The sequence below is a fragment of the Escherichia sp. MOD1-EC4550 genome, from assembly GCF_963876935.1.
GTDB classification, from domain to species: Bacteria; Pseudomonadota; Gammaproteobacteria; order Enterobacterales; family Enterobacteriaceae; genus Escherichia; species Escherichia coli_F.
In genome coordinates this window covers 484,962-503,887 of the sequence record NZ_CAWNSE010000012.1, presented here as the reverse complement: position 1 = coordinate 503,887, position 18,926 = coordinate 484,962, and the positions used below count along the sequence as shown (strand labels likewise).

19 protein-coding genes and 1 pseudogene are annotated in these 18,926 nt (G+C 50.9%); 7 read left to right on the top strand and 13 right to left on the bottom strand.

Annotation, left to right across the window (positions count from 1 at the left end; translation table 11 throughout):
• Positions 1–163: 163 nt before the first annotated feature.
• The 3 genes from fldA to ybfF form a co-directional block, all read right to left on the bottom strand.
• A complete protein-coding gene (gene fldA, locus AACU19_RS09730; RefSeq protein ID WP_001018618.1) occupies positions 164–694 on the bottom strand; it encodes a flavodoxin FldA in 531 nt (176 codons plus the stop codon).
• A gap of 139 nt (positions 695–833) precedes the next feature.
• The gene (gene ybfE / locus AACU19_RS09725) at positions 834–1,127 is read right to left on the bottom strand and encodes a LexA regulated protein (RefSeq protein WP_001300829.1); all 294 of its coding nucleotides are present in this window, start codon (positions 1,125–1,127) and stop codon (positions 834–836) included.
• A gap of 139 nt (positions 1,128–1,266) precedes the next feature.
• The gene (gene ybfF, locus AACU19_RS09720) at positions 1,267–2,031 is read right to left on the bottom strand and encodes an esterase (RefSeq protein WP_000773298.1); all 765 of its coding nucleotides are present in this window, start codon (positions 2,029–2,031) and stop codon (positions 1,267–1,269) included.
• A 184-nt stretch (positions 2,032–2,215) separates the two neighbouring features.
• Here ybfF and seqA point away from each other — a divergent pair, with 184 nt between their 5' ends.
• Positions 2,216–2,761: a replication initiation negative regulator SeqA gene (seqA, locus tag AACU19_RS09715; RefSeq protein ID WP_000848387.1), complete on the top strand. Its 546-nt coding sequence runs from the start codon at positions 2,216–2,218 to the stop codon at positions 2,759–2,761.
• Positions 2,762–2,786: 25 nt separating this feature from the next.
• The gene (gene pgm / locus AACU19_RS09710; RefSeq protein ID WP_001297249.1) at positions 2,787–4,427 is read left to right on the top strand and encodes a phosphoglucomutase (alpha-D-glucose-1,6-bisphosphate-dependent); all 1,641 of its coding nucleotides are present in this window, start codon (positions 2,787–2,789) and stop codon (positions 4,425–4,427) included.
• Between the two features lie 223 nt (positions 4,428–4,650).
• Here pgm and potE read toward each other — a convergent pair whose 3' ends face one another.
• From potE to kdpF, 10 genes are all read right to left on the bottom strand, one after another.
• Entirely contained in the window at positions 4,651–5,970 is a 1,320-nt protein-coding gene (potE, locus tag AACU19_RS09705; protein ID WP_105278165.1) for a putrescine-ornithine antiporter, read from the bottom strand.
• Positions 5,967–8,165, bottom strand: coding sequence for an ornithine decarboxylase SpeF (gene speF / locus AACU19_RS09700; RefSeq protein WP_032183711.1), 2,199 nt, complete (start codon positions 8,163–8,165; stop codon positions 5,967–5,969). The genes potE and speF overlap by 4 nt, the downstream gene beginning before the upstream one ends.
• A gap of 310 nt (positions 8,166–8,475) precedes the next feature.
• On the bottom strand, positions 8,476–8,580 hold the full coding sequence (gene speFL / locus AACU19_RS09695; protein WP_001312672.1) for a leader peptide SpeFL: 105 nt from the start codon (positions 8,578–8,580) through the stop codon (positions 8,476–8,478).
• Positions 8,559–8,690 (bottom strand): TonB-dependent receptor, encoded by a 132-nt coding sequence (locus AACU19_RS09690; RefSeq protein WP_103253904.1) that lies wholly within the window; start codon positions 8,688–8,690, stop codon positions 8,559–8,561. The genes speFL and AACU19_RS09690 overlap by 22 nt, the downstream gene beginning before the upstream one ends.
• 164 nt (positions 8,691–8,854) lie before the next feature.
• Positions 8,855–9,532 (bottom strand): two-component system response regulator KdpE, encoded by a 678-nt coding sequence (gene kdpE / locus AACU19_RS09685; protein ID WP_105278164.1) that lies wholly within the window; start codon positions 9,530–9,532, stop codon positions 8,855–8,857.
• Positions 9,529–12,213, bottom strand: coding sequence for a two-component system sensor histidine kinase KdpD (gene kdpD, locus AACU19_RS09680; protein WP_105278163.1), 2,685 nt, complete (start codon positions 12,211–12,213; stop codon positions 9,529–9,531). Before kdpD ends, kdpE begins: the two co-directional genes overlap by 4 nt.
• Entirely contained in the window at positions 12,206–12,778 is a 573-nt protein-coding gene (gene kdpC, locus AACU19_RS09675; RefSeq protein ID WP_001353357.1) for a K(+)-transporting ATPase subunit C, read from the bottom strand. Before kdpC ends, kdpD begins: the two co-directional genes overlap by 8 nt.
• Positions 12,779–12,786: 8 nt before the next feature.
• Entirely contained in the window at positions 12,787–14,835 is a 2,049-nt protein-coding gene (kdpB, locus tag AACU19_RS09670; protein WP_088542190.1) for a potassium-transporting ATPase subunit KdpB, read from the bottom strand.
• Between the two features lie 22 nt (positions 14,836–14,857).
• Positions 14,858–16,531 (bottom strand): potassium-transporting ATPase subunit KdpA, encoded by a 1,674-nt coding sequence (gene kdpA, locus AACU19_RS09665; RefSeq protein WP_105278162.1) that lies wholly within the window; start codon positions 16,529–16,531, stop codon positions 14,858–14,860.
• Positions 16,531–16,620, bottom strand: coding sequence for a K(+)-transporting ATPase subunit F (gene kdpF, locus AACU19_RS09660; RefSeq protein ID WP_001272653.1), 90 nt, complete (start codon positions 16,618–16,620; stop codon positions 16,531–16,533). The genes kdpA and kdpF overlap by 1 nt, the downstream gene beginning before the upstream one ends.
• A gap of 312 nt (positions 16,621–16,932) precedes the next feature.
• Between kdpF and AACU19_RS09655 the strand changes: the two genes are divergently transcribed.
• The 5 genes and pseudogenes from AACU19_RS09655 (at position 16,933) to AACU19_RS09635 (ending at position 18,911) form a co-directional block, all read left to right on the top strand.
• Entirely contained in the window at positions 16,933–17,139 is a 207-nt protein-coding gene (locus tag AACU19_RS09655) for a YbfA family protein (protein ID WP_000424924.1), read from the top strand.
• Between the two features lie 284 nt (positions 17,140–17,423).
• Complete coding sequence (locus tag AACU19_RS09650) at positions 17,424–17,777, top strand: hypothetical protein (protein ID WP_001033417.1); 354 nt, start codon at positions 17,424–17,426, stop codon at positions 17,775–17,777.
• An 82-nt stretch (positions 17,778–17,859) separates the two neighbouring features.
• Complete coding sequence (locus AACU19_RS09645; protein ID WP_105278161.1) at positions 17,860–18,117, top strand: hypothetical protein; 258 nt, start codon at positions 17,860–17,862, stop codon at positions 18,115–18,117.
• Between the two features lie 117 nt (positions 18,118–18,234).
• A pseudogene (locus AACU19_RS09640) lies at positions 18,235–18,354 on the top strand (IS630 family transposase); the annotation flags it as partial.
• Positions 18,355–18,443: 89 nt separating this feature from the next.
• Positions 18,444–18,911, top strand: a complete 468-nt coding sequence (locus AACU19_RS09635; RefSeq protein WP_105278160.1) for a hypothetical protein — start codon at positions 18,444–18,446, stop codon at positions 18,909–18,911.
• Positions 18,912–18,926 lie beyond the last annotated feature (15 nt).

The window sequence follows — 18,926 nt, the reverse complement described above, 5'->3', positions numbered from 1 at the left end:
ATTGTTAATAAAAACGTGGCACAGCTTACATTTACAACGGCAAGGCCACTTGAACACCGGGACATTGTACAGGTACAACAGCAAAAGTTACAAATTTGTAGCAATTATTTTGATTGGCATTATCTATTAATACGGCGTAGACATGAGTCTACGCCGCATCACATCAGGCATTGAGAATTTCGTCGAGATGCAATTCTTCAGAAATCTGTTTAACCCATTTTTCTACACGTTCAGCGGTCAGTTCCGGCTGACGGTCTTCGTCGATAGCCAGACCGACAAAGTGGTCGTCATCTGCCAGACCTTTTGATGCTTCGAAATGGTAGCCCGCAGTTGGCCAGTGACCAACGATGGTTGCACCGCGCGGTTCAATGATGTCGCGGATGGTGCCCAATGCGTCACAGAAGTATTCAGCGTAATCTTCCTGGTCGCCACAACCAAACAGCGCAACCAGTTTGCCATTGAAATCAATCTCTTCGAGAGTCGGGAAGAAGTCATCCCAGTCACACTGCGCTTCGCCGTAATACCAGGTTGGGATGCCCAGCAGCAGAATGTCATATGCTTCCAGATCTTCTTTGCTGCTTTTTGCAATGTCATGGACATCGGCAACGTCTTTACCAAGCTGTTTTTGAATCATTTTTGCGATATTTTCGGTATTACCGGTGTCGCTGCCGAAAAAGATGCCAGTGATAGCCATGAGTGAAATAACCTCTTGAAACTTATTGAAATGGGGGTGGAAAATTGCCCACGGATAAAGGCAATCATAGCAGAACAGGCAGTCTTGCGGAATCAGCAAACGAGCAGGACTGCACACTGTGCTACATGAAAGTGGAAATTTAAACGATGCCCTGACTACGCAGCGCCGCCAGTTGCTGCATTAACATCTCTTCGATCAGTTCGCTACGGCTCATATTGCGCGATTCCGCCAGCTCGTTCAGCGCCTCGACAGCTTCCGCGTTTAGCTTCAGTTCGACACGCTTAAGGCCACGTACTTTGTCGCGTTTTAGCTGGTTGCGTTTATTAATACGCAGCTGTTCATCGCGCGAAAGCGGATTAGTTTTCGGTCGTCCCGGTCGACGCTCGTGCGCGAACAGATCTAATGTCGTACGGTCCGTTTGTTCTTTGGCCATGATCTTGGTGACTTCGGGGGAAACAATCAGCCAGGCGCCTGCCCGGATGGATAGCGCGCCATAATACATCAGCGCGATGAGTCACGCCAACGCCCACGCGCGGAAAGCGACGCGGACGCTGGGTTTTTAATCAGTTACGTTAATCATTGAGATAGCGACGGATAGCGCGTAATACCGCATCCGGTTTTTCAGCATGGACCCAGTGACCCGCGCCAGCAATCACATGCGCTCGTGCCTGTGGAAATTGTGTCAGTAAATCATCACGATACTGCTCGCTAACATACGGAGAATTGCCGCCTGGGATAAACAGGGCAGGGTGATCCCATGCCGGGATTTTCTCCCAACCCACAATATGCGGATACTGATCCCACAATACCGGCACGTTAAAGCGCCACTCCCCGTCAACAAAAGATTTCAACAGAAACTGAATCACCCCTTCTTCATTAAGATGCTGGCGCATTACTGCCGCTGCTTGCTGGCGAGTTTGCGCGTCGGATTCACTGACTGCGTTGATAGCCGCGAAAATTTCATCATGACGGCGTACGTGATAGTCGACCGGCGCGATATCAATCGCCACCAGTTTATCGATGCGATCGGGGGCCAGTGCAGTCAGTGCCATCACCGCTTTACCGCCCATTGAGTGTCCAATAAATGTTGCCTTATCGATCTGCTGTGCATCCAGAGTGTCAACAAGATCCTGGGCCATCGCCGGGTAACTCATCACCGGATCTCTCGGGGAAAGACCGTGGTTACGCATATCAACCTGGATGATATTGTGATCGTTTACCAGATCGCGAGCCAGTACGCCAAGGTTGTCGAGGCTGCCAAACAGACCATGGACAAGAACGATGGGAGAATTATTGTGCTGGTTTTGTGCAGTTTGCGCGCGGATATTCAATTTCATGGCAAAGTTCTTTTTTTCGCGTTGTCGGGTTAGGGTATTATGTTGACCATTGTGCCACAGGGCTGCAACAAATAAGGTTTAATCCGAGTTTTTCTGCAAGCCAGGCTTGACGCTATCCGCTGCCGGGATTTATTCATATACTCCTGGCGACTTGTATTCAGCTAAGACACTGCACTGGATTAAGATGAAAACGATTGAAGTTGATGATGAACTCTACAGCTATATTGCCAGCCACACTAAGCATATCGGCGAGAGCGCATCCGACATTTTACGGCGTATGTTGAAATTTTCCGCCGCATCACAGCCTGCTGCTCCGGTGACGAAAGAGGTTCGCGTTGCGTCACCTGCTATCGTCGAAGCGAAGCCGGTCAAAACGATTAAAGACAAGGTTCGCGCAATGCGTGAACTTTTGCTTTCAGACGAATACGCAGAGCAAAAGCGAGCGGTCAATCGCTTCATGCTGCTGTTGTCTACACTATATTCTCTTGACGCCCAGGCGTTTGCCGAGGCCACGGAATCGTTGCACGGTCGTACACGCGTTTACTTTGCGGCAGATGAACAAACGCTGCTGAAAAATGGTAATCAGACCAAGCCGAAACATGTGCCAGGCACGCCGTATTGGGTGATCACCAACACCAACACCGGCCGTAAATGCAGCATGATCGAACACATCATGCAGTCGATGCAATTCCCGGCGGAATTGATTGAGAAGGTTTGCGGAACTATCTAAAACGTTGCAGACAAAGGACAAAGCAATGGCAATCCACAATCGTGCAGGCCAACCTGCACAACAGAGTGATTTGATTAACGTCGCCCAACTGACGGCGCAATATTATGTACTGAAACCAGAAGCAGGGAATGCGGAGCACGCGGTGAAATTCGGTACTTCCGGTCACCGTGGCAGTGCAGCGCGCCACAGCTTTAACGAGCCGCACATTCTGGCGATCGCTCAGGCAATTGCTGAAGAACGTGCGAAAAACGGCATCACTGGCCCTTGCTATGTGGGTAAAGATACTCACGCCCTGTCCGAGCCTGCGTTCATTTCCGTACTGGAAGTGCTGGCAGCGAACGGCGTAGATGTTATTGTGCAGGAAAACAATGGCTTCACTCCGACGCCTGCCGTTTCCAATGCCATCCTGGTTCACAATAAAAAAGGTGGCCCGCTGGCAGACGGTATCGTGATTACACCGTCCCATAACCCGCCGGAAGATGGTGGTATCAAGTACAATCCGCCAAATGGTGGCCCGGCTGATACTAACGTCACCAAAGTGGTGGAAGACAGGGCCAACGCACTGCTGGCCGATGGCCTGAAAGGCGTGAAGCGTATCTCCCTTGACGAAGCGATGGCATCCGGTCATGTGAAAGAGCAGGATCTGGTGCAGCCGTTTGTGGAAGGTCTGGCCGATATCGTTGATATGGCGGCGATTCAGAAAGCGGGCCTGACGCTGGGCGTTGATCCGCTGGGCGGTTCCGGTATCGAATACTGGAAGCGTATTGGCGAGTATTACAACCTTAACCTGACCATCGTTAACGATCAGGTCGATCAAACCTTCCGCTTTATGCACCTCGATAAAGACGGCGCGATCCGTATGGACTGCTCCTCCGAGTGTGCGATGGCGGGTCTGCTGGCACTGCGTGATAAGTTCGATCTGGCGTTTGCTAACGACCCGGATTATGACCGTCACGGTATCGTCACTCCGGCAGGTTTGATGAATCCGAACCACTACCTGGCGGTGGCGATCAACTACCTGTTCCAGCATCGTCCGCAGTGGGGCAAAGATGTTGCTGTCGGTAAAACGCTGGTTTCTTCTGCGATGATCGACCGCGTGGTCAACGATTTGGGCCGTAAGCTGGTAGAAGTACCGGTAGGTTTCAAATGGTTTGTGGATGGTCTGTTTGACGGCAGCTTTGGCTTCGGCGGCGAAGAAAGCGCGGGGGCTTCCTTCCTGCGTTTCGATGGCACGCCGTGGTCTACTGATAAAGACGGCATCATCATGTGTCTGCTGGCGGCGGAAATCACTGCTGTTACCGGTAAGAACCCGCAGGAACACTACAACGAACTGGCAAAACGCTTTGGTGCGCCGAGCTACAACCGTTTGCAGGCAGCTGCGACTTCCGCACAAAAAGCGGCGCTGTCTAAGCTGTCTCCGGAAATGGTGAGCGCCAGCACCCTGGCAGGCGACCCGATCACCGCGCGCCTGACGGCGGCACCGGGCAACGGTGCTTCTATTGGCGGTCTGAAAGTGATGACTGACAACGGTTGGTTCGCCGCGCGTCCGTCAGGCACAGAAGACGCATACAAAATCTACTGCGAAAGCTTCCTTGGTGAAGAACATCGCAAGCAGATTGAGAAAGAAGCGGTTGAGATTGTTAGCGAAGTTCTGAAAAACGCGTAAACACATTAAATAAGAAAAAGGGCGATCGGAAGATCGCCCTTTTTACTTATGATAGCCTGATACGCTACGTTCATCAGGCCTACGAGGATGGTGCAATATATTGAATTTGCACTATTTTGTAGGACGGATAAGGCGTTCACGCCGCATCCGGCATGAACAACGAGCACTTTGTTAATAATCTGAAAGGGCGATCATTCAATCGCCCTTTTTTATTTCGCTTTTTTTAACCGTGTTTGTTTTTCAGTTCAAAGCGTGGTGATACCAGACCATACAGTGTCCAACCAAGGAAGGTCACGATGGAACCGTACAGCATGGCTTCTTCCCCGGATGAGTACAGCGCATAGAAACTGTACATCGCGCCAATAAAAGCAACAACGTTTGCAACTTTCGCTTTTGAGGGGGGCACATTAGCGACCTTCTGAATAATGACTAATGCCGCCATCGACAGAATATACGGGATGATATTGGTCACCACGGCCAGGTTAACCAGCACGTTGAACTGGCTGTTCAGTGACGGGCTAATGGTCATCAGTGCCAATCCACTCTGAATAATCACAATGGTCAACATTCCCTGAACCGGTGCATCCACTTTGGTTACACGGGAGAAAATTTTCGGGAAGTACCCTTCATCAGATGAAGATTTAAACACCTGGGCAATGGTGAACTGCCAGCCAAGTAGCGAACCGCAGCAGGACATCACCATCAGCGCCATAATGACTTTACCCACTTCCGGTGTGAACATTTGCGCGAAGGCCAGACCAAATGGTGCCGTTGAATTTGCCAGCTCCATATTGGGCACAATCCCGGCAATCACGTTGGTGGAGACGATATAAATCACCGCCGCACCTAACGTACCGCCGAGTACCGCGATTGGCACATTACGTTCCGGGTTTTCCACTACATCAGTATTCGCACACGCAGACTCCAGACCAAGAAAAGCCCACAGCGTCATGGCGATGGAAGAACCTACCGCACTGAAGAACGGTGCATGATGCGGATTCCAGGAATCAACGTAAAGTGTCGGGCTAAACCAGAACCAGCCGATAACGCACAGGCCTACCACCGGAATAATGACCCCCCACACGGTAATGCTACTGATTTGCCCGGTAATGCGCGCACCACCAAAGTTAGCCACGGTACAAATCCACAGCACTCCGATGGTTGCCAGACCAATCTGCACTGGTGACAAACTCGCGCCGAGCAGTTCGGTGCCGTAACCAACTGCCGAAATAGCAATCGCCACGTTAGCAATCAGCAGCGAGACGCCGTAGGTATAGTTCGCCATAAAGTTACCGGATTTACCGAAAGCATACTCGGCATAACCGCCCATACCGCCTGATTTACGGCTGAACATACCGCATTTTGCGAATGCCCATGCCAGCGCCATTGAGCCTACGGCTGTCACCAACCAGGAGATTATTGAGATTGTCCCAACTTCGGCAAGCTTTGTCGGCAGCATGATGATGCCGGAGCCCATCATGTTGACCATCGTCAGTATGGTTAACTGAACGACGCCCATTTTGTTCGATTTAGCCTGACTCATAATTTTTCCCCTTTCAACAGGGTGCTTTGCGCATCACGAGGCTTGATGACATAGCACCAAACTTGCTTACGACCATCATGTTCTTCTATATAGACACCCTGCAGCTCCGGTGCAAAACCTGGCAGCAGGTTGATCCCTTCTTCCAGAGCGCTGAAGTAACGCAGAACAGCACCACCCCAGATTTCACCCGGAACAACACACAGCACACCCGGAGGATAAGGAAGCGCACCTTCGGCTGCGATACGGCCTTCTGCATCCGGCAGACGAACCAGTTCCACTTCACCGCGTAAGTAGGCATAGTTGGCTTCCTGTGGATTCATGCTGACGCGTGGGAAGTGTTCCTTACGGAACATCTCTTTTTGCAGTTGTTTCACGTTGTGACGGGCATACAAATCATGCATTTCCTGGCACAACTGACGCAGGGTATAACCGGCGTAGCGCTCTTCATGCTGTTTGTAGATGGAAGGCAATACTTCCGCCAGAGGCGCATCAGCTTCCAGTAGTTTTTCGAAGCGTACCAGCAGGGCAACAAGTTGCTGCAGTTTGGCCATATCTTCTGCCGGAGTCAGCAGGAAGAGGATGGAGTTAAGATCGCATTTTTCCGGCACTACGCCATTTTCGCGCAGGAAGTTAGCAAGAATCGTCGCGGGTACACCGAATGCTTCATATTCGCCGTTACGTGCATCAATGCCAGGAGTTGTCAGCAACAGTTTGCACGGATCGACAAAGTATTGATTCTCTGCGTAACCTTCAAAAGAATGCCAGTGCTCACCGGGTACAAATTTAAAGAAGCGCAGATCAACCGCAATTTGCGCTGTTTCATACGATTGCCAGGGTTTACCATCCACCAGTTCAGGAACGAACGGACGAATGTGCTGACAGTTATCGAGGATCAATTTGCGGGCATTAATACCGTTAACCACACAATCCATCCACATATTACGACCGCTGACACCTTCATGCATTTTGGCGTTAATATCCAGTGCGGCAAACAGCGGATAGAACGGGCTGGTGGAGGCGTGCATCATAAAGGCGTTGTTCATGCGTTTGTGCGGGACATAACGCTGTTGCCCTTTGATATGGCTGTCTTTTTTATGAATTTGTGAAGTCTGAGAAAAACCAGCCTGCTGCTTATGTACAGATTGCGTAACCAGAATACCCGGATCGTTCTCATTAAGCTCCAGTAGCAGCGGCGAACAGTCCGCCATCATCGGAATAAACTGTTCATAGCCGACCCATGCTGAGTCAAACAGGATGTAGTCACACAGATGACCGATTTTATCCACCACCTGGCGGGCGTTATAAATAGTACCGTCGTAGGTGCCTAACTGAATCACAGCGAGGCGGAACGGACGCGCCTCTTTTGCCCGTTGCGGTGCAACTTCTCTAATCAGTTCACGCAGATAACTTTCTTCGAAGCAGTGCGCATCAATACCACCGATAAAACCATACGGGTTACGTGCTGTTTCCAGATAAACCGGTGTTGCACCAGCCTGTAGCAAGGCCCCGTGGTGGTTAGACTTATGGTTATTGCGGTCAAACAGCACCAGATCACCCGGTGTTAGCAGGGCGTTTAAAACCACTTTGTTGGAAGAGGAGGTGCCGTTTAAAACAAAGTACGTTTTATCGGCATTAAACACTTTAGCCGCATGTTGCTGTGCAATGCATGGCGCACCTTCATGAATCAGTAGATCGCCCATTGCTACGTCGGCATTACACAAGTCGGAGCGGAAGAGCATTTCGCCAAAATATTCCACGAACTGATTGCCTGCCGGATGGCGACGGAAAAACTCACCCCCCTGATGACCCGGGCAGTCAAAAGCGCTATTGCCCTGATTGACATAATCGACCAGTGCGCGGAAGAAGGGCGGGCGCAGCTGCGTTTCATAATGGCTGGCGGCGGTTTCTAACTGACGTCCGTAAAATTCTTTCCGTGATTCGCAATGCTCGAAGACACCAGTAATACGTGGCAGATATTCTGCTGGTACACGTTCTTCATTTTCCGTTGCAATAAAAACAGGAATGCCATAGCCAGTAGCGTCTATTTCATCGAGTTTTCCACGTTCAACATCATTGACTGATAAAATAATGGCGGCAACGTCAATATAATTACTTTCGTCAATATTCACGCATGCACGATGAGTGGAAAAACAATCCGGGCAAGAACGACTAACGGCAATTTTTAATTCTGACATTTTGTTCATCTCTTTATTTCAGGTAATAGCAGGTCCTCAATTTCTCAAAGGAGAAATCGATCACGCCGGAAAAAAAGCAAAACTCCACCGCTGATAAATAAATCAGTAGTTTGCTTTTTGCAGATGCAATAACCCAGACCAGCCCGGTAACTGGCTATACTCGTCATACTTCAAGTTGCTAGTGCTGCGACTTGAATTATTTAGAGTTTAAAAGGGTTAGCAGTATATGAGCACCGAGGGATACAGGTATTAACCTGTAATGCTTAAAGTCAGGGAGACCTGTACGCTGGGGTGCCCTTTAGTCAGAAGACTAACGGGCATTAAAGAAATGAAAGTCAAAACTATTACGATGGGCAAACTTCATGATATGGGTTGTCCGCCTTATATGAGGCATTAAGCGGTTATTATTTTCCATTTACCTTTACCTTTTGCTGTGTCAGTTGAAGGTAGAGTTATTCTATCCATGAAAAGGCTATAAACTGTGAAGAAGATCAACAAAAAACGATCACACCCCAAATAATAAATCGTTAATTATGAATAGCGCCATATTAGATGCTGTTTTGTTGTTTAAATGTTGCAATTTCGTAGGTTATATTTTCATTAAGAAATTAAACCTGCCAAATAATAATTTTCGGGGCAGGTTTAATAATAAATTAATAATTAGTTAAGCGTATTTATTGAATAATAATTCATGGCATAAACCGATACCCAATACCGGTTTCAGTAATAAAATGGCGAGGGCGGGCGGGATCTTGCTCCAGTTTTTGTCGCAGATGCCCCATATAAATACGCAAATAATGGCTGTGTTCGACCGCGTTTGGTCCCCACACCTGGTTGAGAAGCTGGCGCTGGGTGAGCACTTTTCCGGCATTGTTGAGCAGCACCGCCAGCAGGCGGAATTCAATCGGGGTGAGATGCACCTCTTCCTCACTGCGGTGAATCACGCGGGCGGCTAAATCGACGGTAACATCAGAAAATTTCACCAGCGGATCAGGCGCGGTGGTAGCAGAGTGGCGGCGTAAAGCAACGCGCAGACGGGCCTGCAATTCACCAATGCCAAATGGCTTACTCAGGTAATCATCCGCTCCGGCATCCAGCGCGGCGATTTTGTCGCTCTCTTCGCTGCGGGCGGAAAGCACAATTACTGGCACCGCGCTCCACTGGCGCAGGTCGCGGATAAACTCAATCCCATCACCGTCTGGCAGGCCGAGATCGAGAATAATCAAATCTGGCTTACGAGTCGCCGCTTCCAGCAGCCCCCGTTGCAGCGTTTCGGCTTCAAAAACGCGCATACCGTCGCCCTCCAGCGCCGTGCGCAGAAAGCGACGAATAGCCTGTTCATCTTCAACAATCAGAACGTTTGTCACATATCCTCATGAAATTCTTCAAGTTCAGGGGCAGTTTGCTGGGGAAGTGTAACACGAAAACAGGCACCACCTTGCGGTCGGTTGAACGCGGTAATGGTGCCGCCGTGTACATCCACAATTGCCCGACAAATTGCCAGCCCAAGCCCTACACCCGGCACCGCCGACTCTTTATTTCCGCGAGCAAACTTATCGAATATCGCCTGCTCCAGGCCTTGTGGAAGACCGGGGCCGTTATCCCAGACATCCAGTTGTAGATTTTCGCCCTCAACGTGGGCATCGATACCAATTTCGGCCTGTGCACCCGCGTATTTCACCGCGTTCTCCAGCAGATTAATCAGCACCCGTTCAAAGAGTGGCCCGTCAACGTGGATTAAGGTCAGCGGTTCTGGCAGAGAAAGGTTGATGGGCGAGGATAAACCCGGTTCCAGCATTTGCAGCGCGCTGCCGACCACTTCTTCCAGCGTTAACCACTCTTTCTTCAAATTAAAGCCGCCGGACTGAATTCGCGCCATATCCAGTAGATTATTCACCAGTCGGGTCGTGTTCAGCACATGCTGACGAATCTCGCTGGCCTGGCGGGCGTGGGGCGATCCTTCGCTCGCCAGATCGAGCGTTAAGATTTCTGCCTGACCGAACAGCACCGTAAGCGGCGTGCGTAAATCATGCGAAAGCGCCGCCAGCAGGGCGTTGCGGATCTGTTCTCGTTCGCTTGCCATCCGCGCCTGTTCTTCGCTGGCGGTCAGTGTCAGCCGCTCAAGGGCATTGGCGACTAACAACGTAAATGTCTCCAGCAGGCGCTGCTGTTCCGGGATCATCAACTGGCGCAGATTCCCCGGCTCCACCACCACCAGCCCGTAGGTTTTCTCACCGCTTTTTAACGGCAAAATTTGGTACGGCACGCCGGGTAACGTGTCGGTGCCCGCGCCCGCAGGCAGGCCTTTATCAAAACTCCACTGCGCGATGGCATCGTCCCACGGCGTCATTCCTTGCGGATGTGTTAACGGCTGCAATTTACCGTTGTCATCGGGTAACAACACCTGACTGCGGGCATGAAACGTGGAGGCAATAAATTGTTCGCTGGTGGCGGCGATGTCCTGCGGACTGCGGCCCACCGCCAGTGCTTTCGACATTTCATATAAGTGCCGTGTGCGTTGCTCGCGGTAACGGGCTACCCGCGCCTGATAACGCACGCCAGCAGTAAGGTTCCCGATCACCAGCCCGACGGTTAACATCACCGCGAAGGTCAGCAGATACTGCACATCAGAGACGGCGAGCGTGCCGCGTGGGGCGATAAAAAAGAGATCGAAACTCACCACATTAATGACGGTAGCAACCACCGAAGGCCAGCGTCCATAAAATAGCGCCACCATCACCACGCCAAGTAGATACAGCATCACCAGGTTGGCGGCATCAAACGCCATCAGCCACTGCATGGCAATTAAGGTGATAACGGCGCATAACGCGGCGGCAACCAAGCATCCCTGAATCTGTACCCGCCACTTGTCTTTAAAAGAGCGGCTATCCGGCGCGTTATTAAGCGGGCGGGCGGGTGGTTCATCAAGCGCGACCAGCACCTGATCGAGATCGGGGGCGATGCGCGCCAGTCGGTCAGCAAAAGTTTCCCGACGCCACCAGCGGCGTGAGGCCGGGCGACCGAGAATAATCTTGCCGAGATTATGTTCACGGGCATAACGCACTACGGCTTTCTCTTCCGCTGGATCAGAAAGTGTTGCCGTCTCCGCGCCCAGCTCCTGCGCCAGACGTAAGGCGCTGAGAATTGCCCGACGTTTTTTCTCCGGTAAGCGGTGCAGGGCAGGGGTTTCAACATACACCGCGTGCCAGACGCTCCCCAGCCGTGACGCCAACCGCGCCGCCGCGCGGACCAGTTTCTCACTGCCGGTGTTATGCCCAATACATAAAAGAATCGCGTCGCGCGTGTGCCAGACTTTCTCTTCGCCAGGATGCCCCCGCCAGGCGCGCATTTGCTCATCTACGCGATCGGCAGTACGGCGCAGTGCCAGTTCGCGCAGGGCGATCAGATTGCCTTTGCGGAAAAAATGTTCAATGGCGCGCTCCGCCTGCCCGGCAATATAGACTTTGCCTTCTTTCAGCCGTTGACGCAGATCGTCCGGGGGCAAGTCCACCAGCACTACGTCGTCGGCAGCATCAAAAAAGGGATCGGGCACGGTTTCCCGCACCTGAATTCCGGTGACGCCACTGACCACATCATTCAGGCTTTCCAGATGCTGAACGTTGACGGTCGTGAAAACATCAATGCCCGCTTCCAGCAGCTCTTCGATGTCCTGCCAGCGTTTAGGATGACGAGAACCTGGCGCATTACTGTGCGCCAGTTCGTCCATTAAGATCAGCGCCGGACGGCGGGCGAGGGCGGCATCGAGATCAAACTCGCTGATATGCCGCCCACGGTACGCCTGGCGTTTTAGCGGCAGAACAGCCAGCCCTTCCAGCATTGCGGCGGTATCTTTCCGTCCGTGAGTTTCAACCACGCCAACCACAATATCCAGCCCTTGCGCCCGCAGTCGCTGGGCTTCTGCCAGCATCGCCCAGGTCTTCCCGACGCCTGCACAGGCACCGAAAAAAACTTTCAGCTTCCCCCGATGCGGCGCGGCAGTTTGTTCCAGCAGACGATCGGGGTCGGGACGTAAGGGTTCGTTATTCATCAAGCTTATCCAGCGCCAGATTGAGTTCGACAATGTTGACGACCGGCTGGCCGATATATTTCACCAGCGGTTGTTGGCTATATTTTGCGATCAGCTGCGTGAGCTGTTCAACGCTGAGATTACGCGCTTTCGCCACGCGTGGGATCTGCCAGGCCGCCGCTTGCGGGGTGATGTTATTGTCCAGCCCGCTTGCCGACGCCGTCACCAGTTCAACCGGAACGTTCGCGCTGGCATCCGGGTTAGCGGCTCGTAATGCAGCAACGCGTGCGGCTATTAGTTTATCCAGCTCAGGGTTACTGACCGCCAGATTGCTCCCGCCAGAAGCCTGTGGATTATAGGGCATTTCTGCCGTTGCCGACGGGCGACCATGAAAATAGCCGTTGCCGGTAAAATTCTGCCCGATTAATGCCGAGCCGCGCACCGTATCACCTTCGCGAATCAACGAACCATTGGCCTGCCAGGGAAACCACCATTGCCCCAGCGCGGTGGTCAGCAGCGGGTAAACACCGCCAGTAATCAGTAACAAAAAGAGAAATGTCGATAATGCCGGACGTAATCCACGCATGGTAAACCTCACACCAGACCGCAAACGGTCAGCAGTAAATCAATGACTTTGATACCAATAAACGGCACCAGCAGCCCACCCAGACCGTAAATCCATAAGTTACGGCGCAACATGGCAGAAGCGGTAAGCGGTTTATAACTCACGCCTTTTAACGCCAGGGGAATCAAAAAGACGATAATCAAGGCGTTGAAAATGACCGCACTGAGAATGGCGGAGTCGGGCGAATGCAGGCGCATGATGTTCAGCGCATTTAACTGCGGATACGTTGCCGCGAACGCCGCCGGAATAATGGCGAAGTATTTCGCCACATCGTTGGCAATGCTGAAGGTGGTCAGCGAGCCACGGGTCATCAGCATCTGTTTGCCAATATGCACCACCTCGATCAACTTGGTCGGGTTAGAGTCGAGATCCACCATATTGCCCGCTTCTTTCGCCGCCTGAGTGCCGGAGTTCATCGCTACCGCGACATCTGCCTGTGCCAGCGCCGGAGCATCGTTGGTGCCGTCGCCGGTCATCGCCACCAAACGGCCTTCCGCCTGATACTGACGAATTAACGCCAGCTTGGCCTCCGGTGTCGCTTCGGCGAGGAAATCATCGACGCCCGCTTCCGCGGCAATGGCGGCGGCAGTCAGACGGTTATCGCCAGTAATCATCACCGTTTTTATGCCCATTTGGCGCAGCTGGGCGAAGCGCTCTTTAATGCCGCCTTTGACGATATCTTTCAGCGCAATAACGCCCAGCACGCGGGAACCTTCCACCACTACCAGAGGCGTGGCCCCCTGACGCGCAACCTGATCGACTTTTTGATCGACATCGGCAGGGAAGTGACCACCGTTAGCTTCAATATGGCGGCGAATGGCATCGACAGAACCTTTACGGATCATACGGTTGTCGATATTGATCCCGCTCATTCGACTTTGCGCAGTAAACGGTACAAAAGTGGCGTGAAGCGACTGCACATCGCGCTCGCGCAGGTTAAAACGCTGCTTGGCGAGGATCACAATACTGCGGCCTTCCGGCGTTTCGTCGGCCAGCGAAGCCAGTTGTGCTGCGTCGGCCAGCGTTTTTTCCTCTACGCCCTGCGCAGGGATAAACTCTGATGCCTGACGGTTACCGAGGGTGATGGTACCGGTTTTATCCAGCAGCAGAACGTCAACGTCACCCGCCGCTTCAACGGCGCGTCCGCTGGTGGCGATCACATTCGCGCCCAGCATCCGACTCATCCCGGCGACGCCGATCGCTGACAACAGGCCGCCGATGGTGGTTGGAATCAGACAGACCAGCAGCGCCACCAGTACCGTTACACTGACTGCATTACCGCCCCACGCGGAAAATGGCCACAGCGTGGCGGTTGCCAGTAAAAAGACGATAGTCAGGGCAATCAGCAGAATGGTCAGGGCAATCTCGTTCGGCGTTTTACGTCGCTGCGCGCCTTCCACCATCGCGATCATCCGATCCAGAAATGTCTCGCCGGGGTTAACGCTACACTCAATCACCAGCCAGTCAGAAAGAATACGCGTGCCGCCGGTGACGGAGGCAAAATCGCCGCCGGATTCACGGATCACCGGTGCCGATTCCCCGGTGATGGCGCTTTCATCGACCGATGCGCCCCCTTCAATGACTTCACCATCGCAGGGGATAATATCGCCCGCTTCTACCAGCACGATATCGCCTTTACGCAGTTGATCGGCAGGAACTTTGTCCGCCGCAGCGCCATATTTCGGCTCACGCAGCTTGCGGGCAAAGGCAGTTTTTTTCACCCCTTTCAGACTGTTGGCCTGCGCTTTACTGCGGCCTTCTGCCAGCGCCTCGGCGAAATTAGCGAACAGTACGGTGACCCACAGCCAGCCGCTAATGGCCGCGCTAAACAGCGCATTGCCAGGCATCGCACCGCTTGCCATCGCGATGCTAATACAGGTGGTCAGCAGACTGCCGATCCAGACGATAAACATCACCGGATTGCGCCATTGCGCCTGCGGGTTTAATTTTTTCACCGCTTCTTTCAGCGCCTGAACGACAAGTGTTGGTTCGAATAGCGCCAGTTGTTTACGACTCATATTCAGTGCTCACTCAATATCATCAGGAGAGGTATTCCGCCACCGGACCAAGCGCCAGGGCAGGGATAAAGGTCAGTGCGCCAACCAGCAACACGGTGCCGATCAACAGACCAACAAACAGCGGGCCGTGCGTTGGTAGAGTGCCGGAGCTGGCGGGCTGGCTCTTTTTACTCACCAGCGAACCAGCAATCGCCATTACCGGAATAATCACCCCGAAGCGACCGACAAACATGCAGAACGCCAGTAAACAGTTCCAGAACGGAGAGTTGGCGCTTAATCCGGCAAAGGCGCTGCCGTTGTTGTTAGCGGCGGACGACACGGCGTACAGCACTTCGCTAAAACCGTGCGGGCCAGGGTTGAGCATGGCGCTACGTCCGGCGTCGGTCATCATCGCCAGTGCTGCGCCCATCAGTACCAGCGTCGGGGTGACCAGAATCGCCAGTGCAGTCAGTTTCATCTCACGTACGTCGATTTTTTTACCCAGATATTCCGGTGTACGACCAATCATCAGCCCGGCAATAAACACCGCCAGCAGAACGAACAGCATCATGCCGTAAAGACCAGAACCGACACCGCCGAATACCACTTCACCAATTTGCATCAGCCACATCGGCACCATGCCACCGAGAGCGGTAAACGAATCATGCATCGCAATCACCGCGCCACAGGAAGCCGCCGTAGTCACGACCGCAAACAGGCTACTGACCAGCACGCCGAAACGGCTCTCTTTACCTTCCATATTGATGCTGCTGTCCGCACCCAGCGCCAGCAGTTGAGGATTACCGTGAACTTCTGCCCACATCACCACGCCTACGCAGATGACAAAAATCACTGACATCGCCCACAGCAACATGCGCCCCTGGCGGCGATCGCCTGCCACTTCACCAAAGGCAAAGCACAGCGCTGTTGGGATCAAGAAGATCGCCAGCATCTGCACGAAGTTGGTCAGTGCGGTTGGGTTTTCAAACGGATGCGACGAGTTGGCATTAAAGAAGCCACCGCCGTTAGTACCGAGCATCTTGATCGCTTCCTGAGAAGCTACAGGCCCCATGGGTAACAGCTGTTGCGCTCCTTCAACGGTATTCACCGCCTGATAGGGCAGAAAGTTTTGCAGCGCACCTTGTTGAATAAAAAACAGTGCGATCAACAACGCCACAGGGACTAGCACCCATAACGTGATGCGTAGCAGATCGACCCAGGCATTCCCGAGTGTGCTCATGCTCTGGCGGGTAAATGCACGAATGAGGGCAAAAATCACCGCAATCCCGCTGGCGGCAGAAAGAAAGTTTTGCACCGTTAAGCCCGCCATCTGGCTGAAATAGCTCAACGTGGTTTCACCGCTATAAGATTGCCAGTTGGTATTAGTGACAAAGCTGACGGCAGTATTCAGCGCCAGATCCCATGACAGCCCCGGCAACTGCTGTGGATTAAGCGGCAGATAGTGCTGACCGAGCAGCATGAAAAACAGCACCGCCAGCCCCAGCATGTTCAGGCCGAGAATGGCACAGAGATACTGCTTCCAGTTCATCTCATGGTTAGAGACGCCAAGCGCGCTAAAGAGTACGCGTTCAACGCCCGTCGTACCAGGAAGAGGAATATCATTAATCAGCCACGCCAGCCCGCTGCCTAAAGGACGCGCCAGTACCATTAATACCAGTAAAAACGTGGCAATCAGTAAGAACCCTTGCGCAGCCATCAGAACGCCTCCGCATTGATCAGGGCATAAACCAGATAACCCAGTAATAAAAACACCAGCAATACGCCGGTTATCACGCCTGCACTCACAGTGCACCTCCAGTGGCCTAAAAGTGATACCGGAAGGGTAGAATTCTGGCTGCAAAGATTTCGCAAAAATCTTCGGGCGGGATGTAAAAAAAGTATAAAAATGGCAAAAGCCATGATTTAACTGATGGTTAGTATTAATTTAACTTTTGTGTAACTTAATTACGAGGTGAATGTAAATAAACCATCAATAAGCAAAAATAAGTGGTCGGATGAGTAGTAAAATTACACAAAAGGCGGTACTATTTTCATCAGATAAACAAATTCATTTTTCCGGTGCCATTCACCGGGTAGATATAAAAGGGGGAGAAAAGTATGGAACTCTACAGAGAATATCCTGCATGGCTTATCTTTTTACGCCGTACTTATGCGGTTGCAGCGGGCGTTCTGGCGCTGCCTTTCATGCTTTTCTGGAAAGACCGCGCCCGCTTTTACAGCTACCTGCACCGCGTCTGGTCGAAAACCAGCGATAAACCGGTGTGGATGGATCAGGCCGAAAAGGCAACCGGTGATTTTTACTGATAGCTGAGTTTTGAAAACATTGAAAACCGCTAGTGGAAACGCTGGCGGTTTTTTTATAATGCGCGATGTAGTATATGGTTCACCATCTGGTCAGAAAGTGTCTTTCTAAAACACTACGGCGTAATGAATTCATAGATTGATTGTCTGGCGGAAGTCAGGTTCATAACGTATTATTAGCGCTTGTCTACAAGGCAATGTGTATTTCCGCGATGAGTAAATGAAAATAAAAAGTGAAGATATATTCATCAAGATAATCAATAAATAATCTTTCAGGTATTCTTAACATGAATAAAATTATAGAATATATAAATAAAATTGAATTTGACATGTCAATCAAGTTTCCTCCAGTGTATAAACGTTTTTTGATAGAAGAAATTAAAGATAGTGAGACCTATGAAATAACTAATAAGAAGCACGAAACATTATATTTATATAACTATTCTGATCTTATTGAAAGAAATGAAACATATGATATTCAACAAGTGGAACCTGACTATTTTTTGATAGGTCAAGACGGAGATTTAGGCTATTTTATCTATGTTGGGAGTGCTAAGGAAAGTGATACTATATTTAGTATTGATTTAGGTGCCTTAGGAGCCATGGAGTTTTCGGTAGAAGCTGATGATGTATATTTTTGATTTTCATATTGTAATAAATTTATGAATGTTAATTTCATCTTTTTTTGATAGACGATTTACTACTGAAATTTAACTGGATGATATGGAAATTAAAATGCAAGATGTTATTCTTAAATTGATTGCCAGAGGATTGATTGATATCAGAATTGCAGCTAACTCTGGAAATTCAAAGGCTTGTTTTATATTGTCTGATTTTATACATGTTCTGCCTCATACAGCTAATTGTATGGTCAATGATGGACAGAGTTATGAGGATGTTATGAATGATTTATATGCGCGGGCTAAAATTAAAAACATGGAAGATTGGCTTGATAATGCTTTAAATGATGTATACACGTGATCATTGACACTGCTTGATTTGATTCTGTCAGGGGATAATGCTCAAACTATGAACATCAGACTATCACCTGAACTTTAGTTTCAACACCGTCAAGGCTGTGACTGCCGCGTCTGCAACCTGAGTGGTGGCAGGATACGTAACGGTGAGCGCAAATCTGTTAAAACCACTGGCAGTCGTACCCGGATGAATATTATTGCCGGTGCTGTCGCAGGCGGTGCGTTGACCGGATTGATGTGTGGTCCAGGTGCACCTGTTTGCGTACTTATTGGCGGCTTTGTCGGCGGTGCACTTGCCGCATGGGAAATGGGGCGCTTGTGGAATTGATTATGCAACAGGTTAATTCGATATCGTTGGTCAAGGTTCACAAAGCGACTGATTTATCTCAGGCTCAGTCTGACGTTGTGCTCAAGGGCAATAACACAGGTATTATTGTACCAGGGCAAATACTGGAAGCGGCAATTCAGGTTAATGACCAGCGTTATATCCTTTTTCTGACGGATGACGTTATTTTTGAGGAATCACTGACAATTGTCCTTATCGATGTTAACGATGGAGTTAAAGAGACCGTACGTTTGGGTAATGAGTATGCGACGGGAAGTTTTGAGGGATTATCCGTTACAGCGGATAGCATCAATTTCAGATTCATTGGTGATTCTCTCTGGACAATCCAAACCGTTGACTCACCATGCTTGACGCTTCCTTTTGGTTCAGATCCGAAAGGTGTGAAACGAGAAGCCAGACTGAAAAAATACATGACAATTTCGGTCATCCCTGCACCTGAGCAAACTCGCTGATGTTATTTCAGAAAA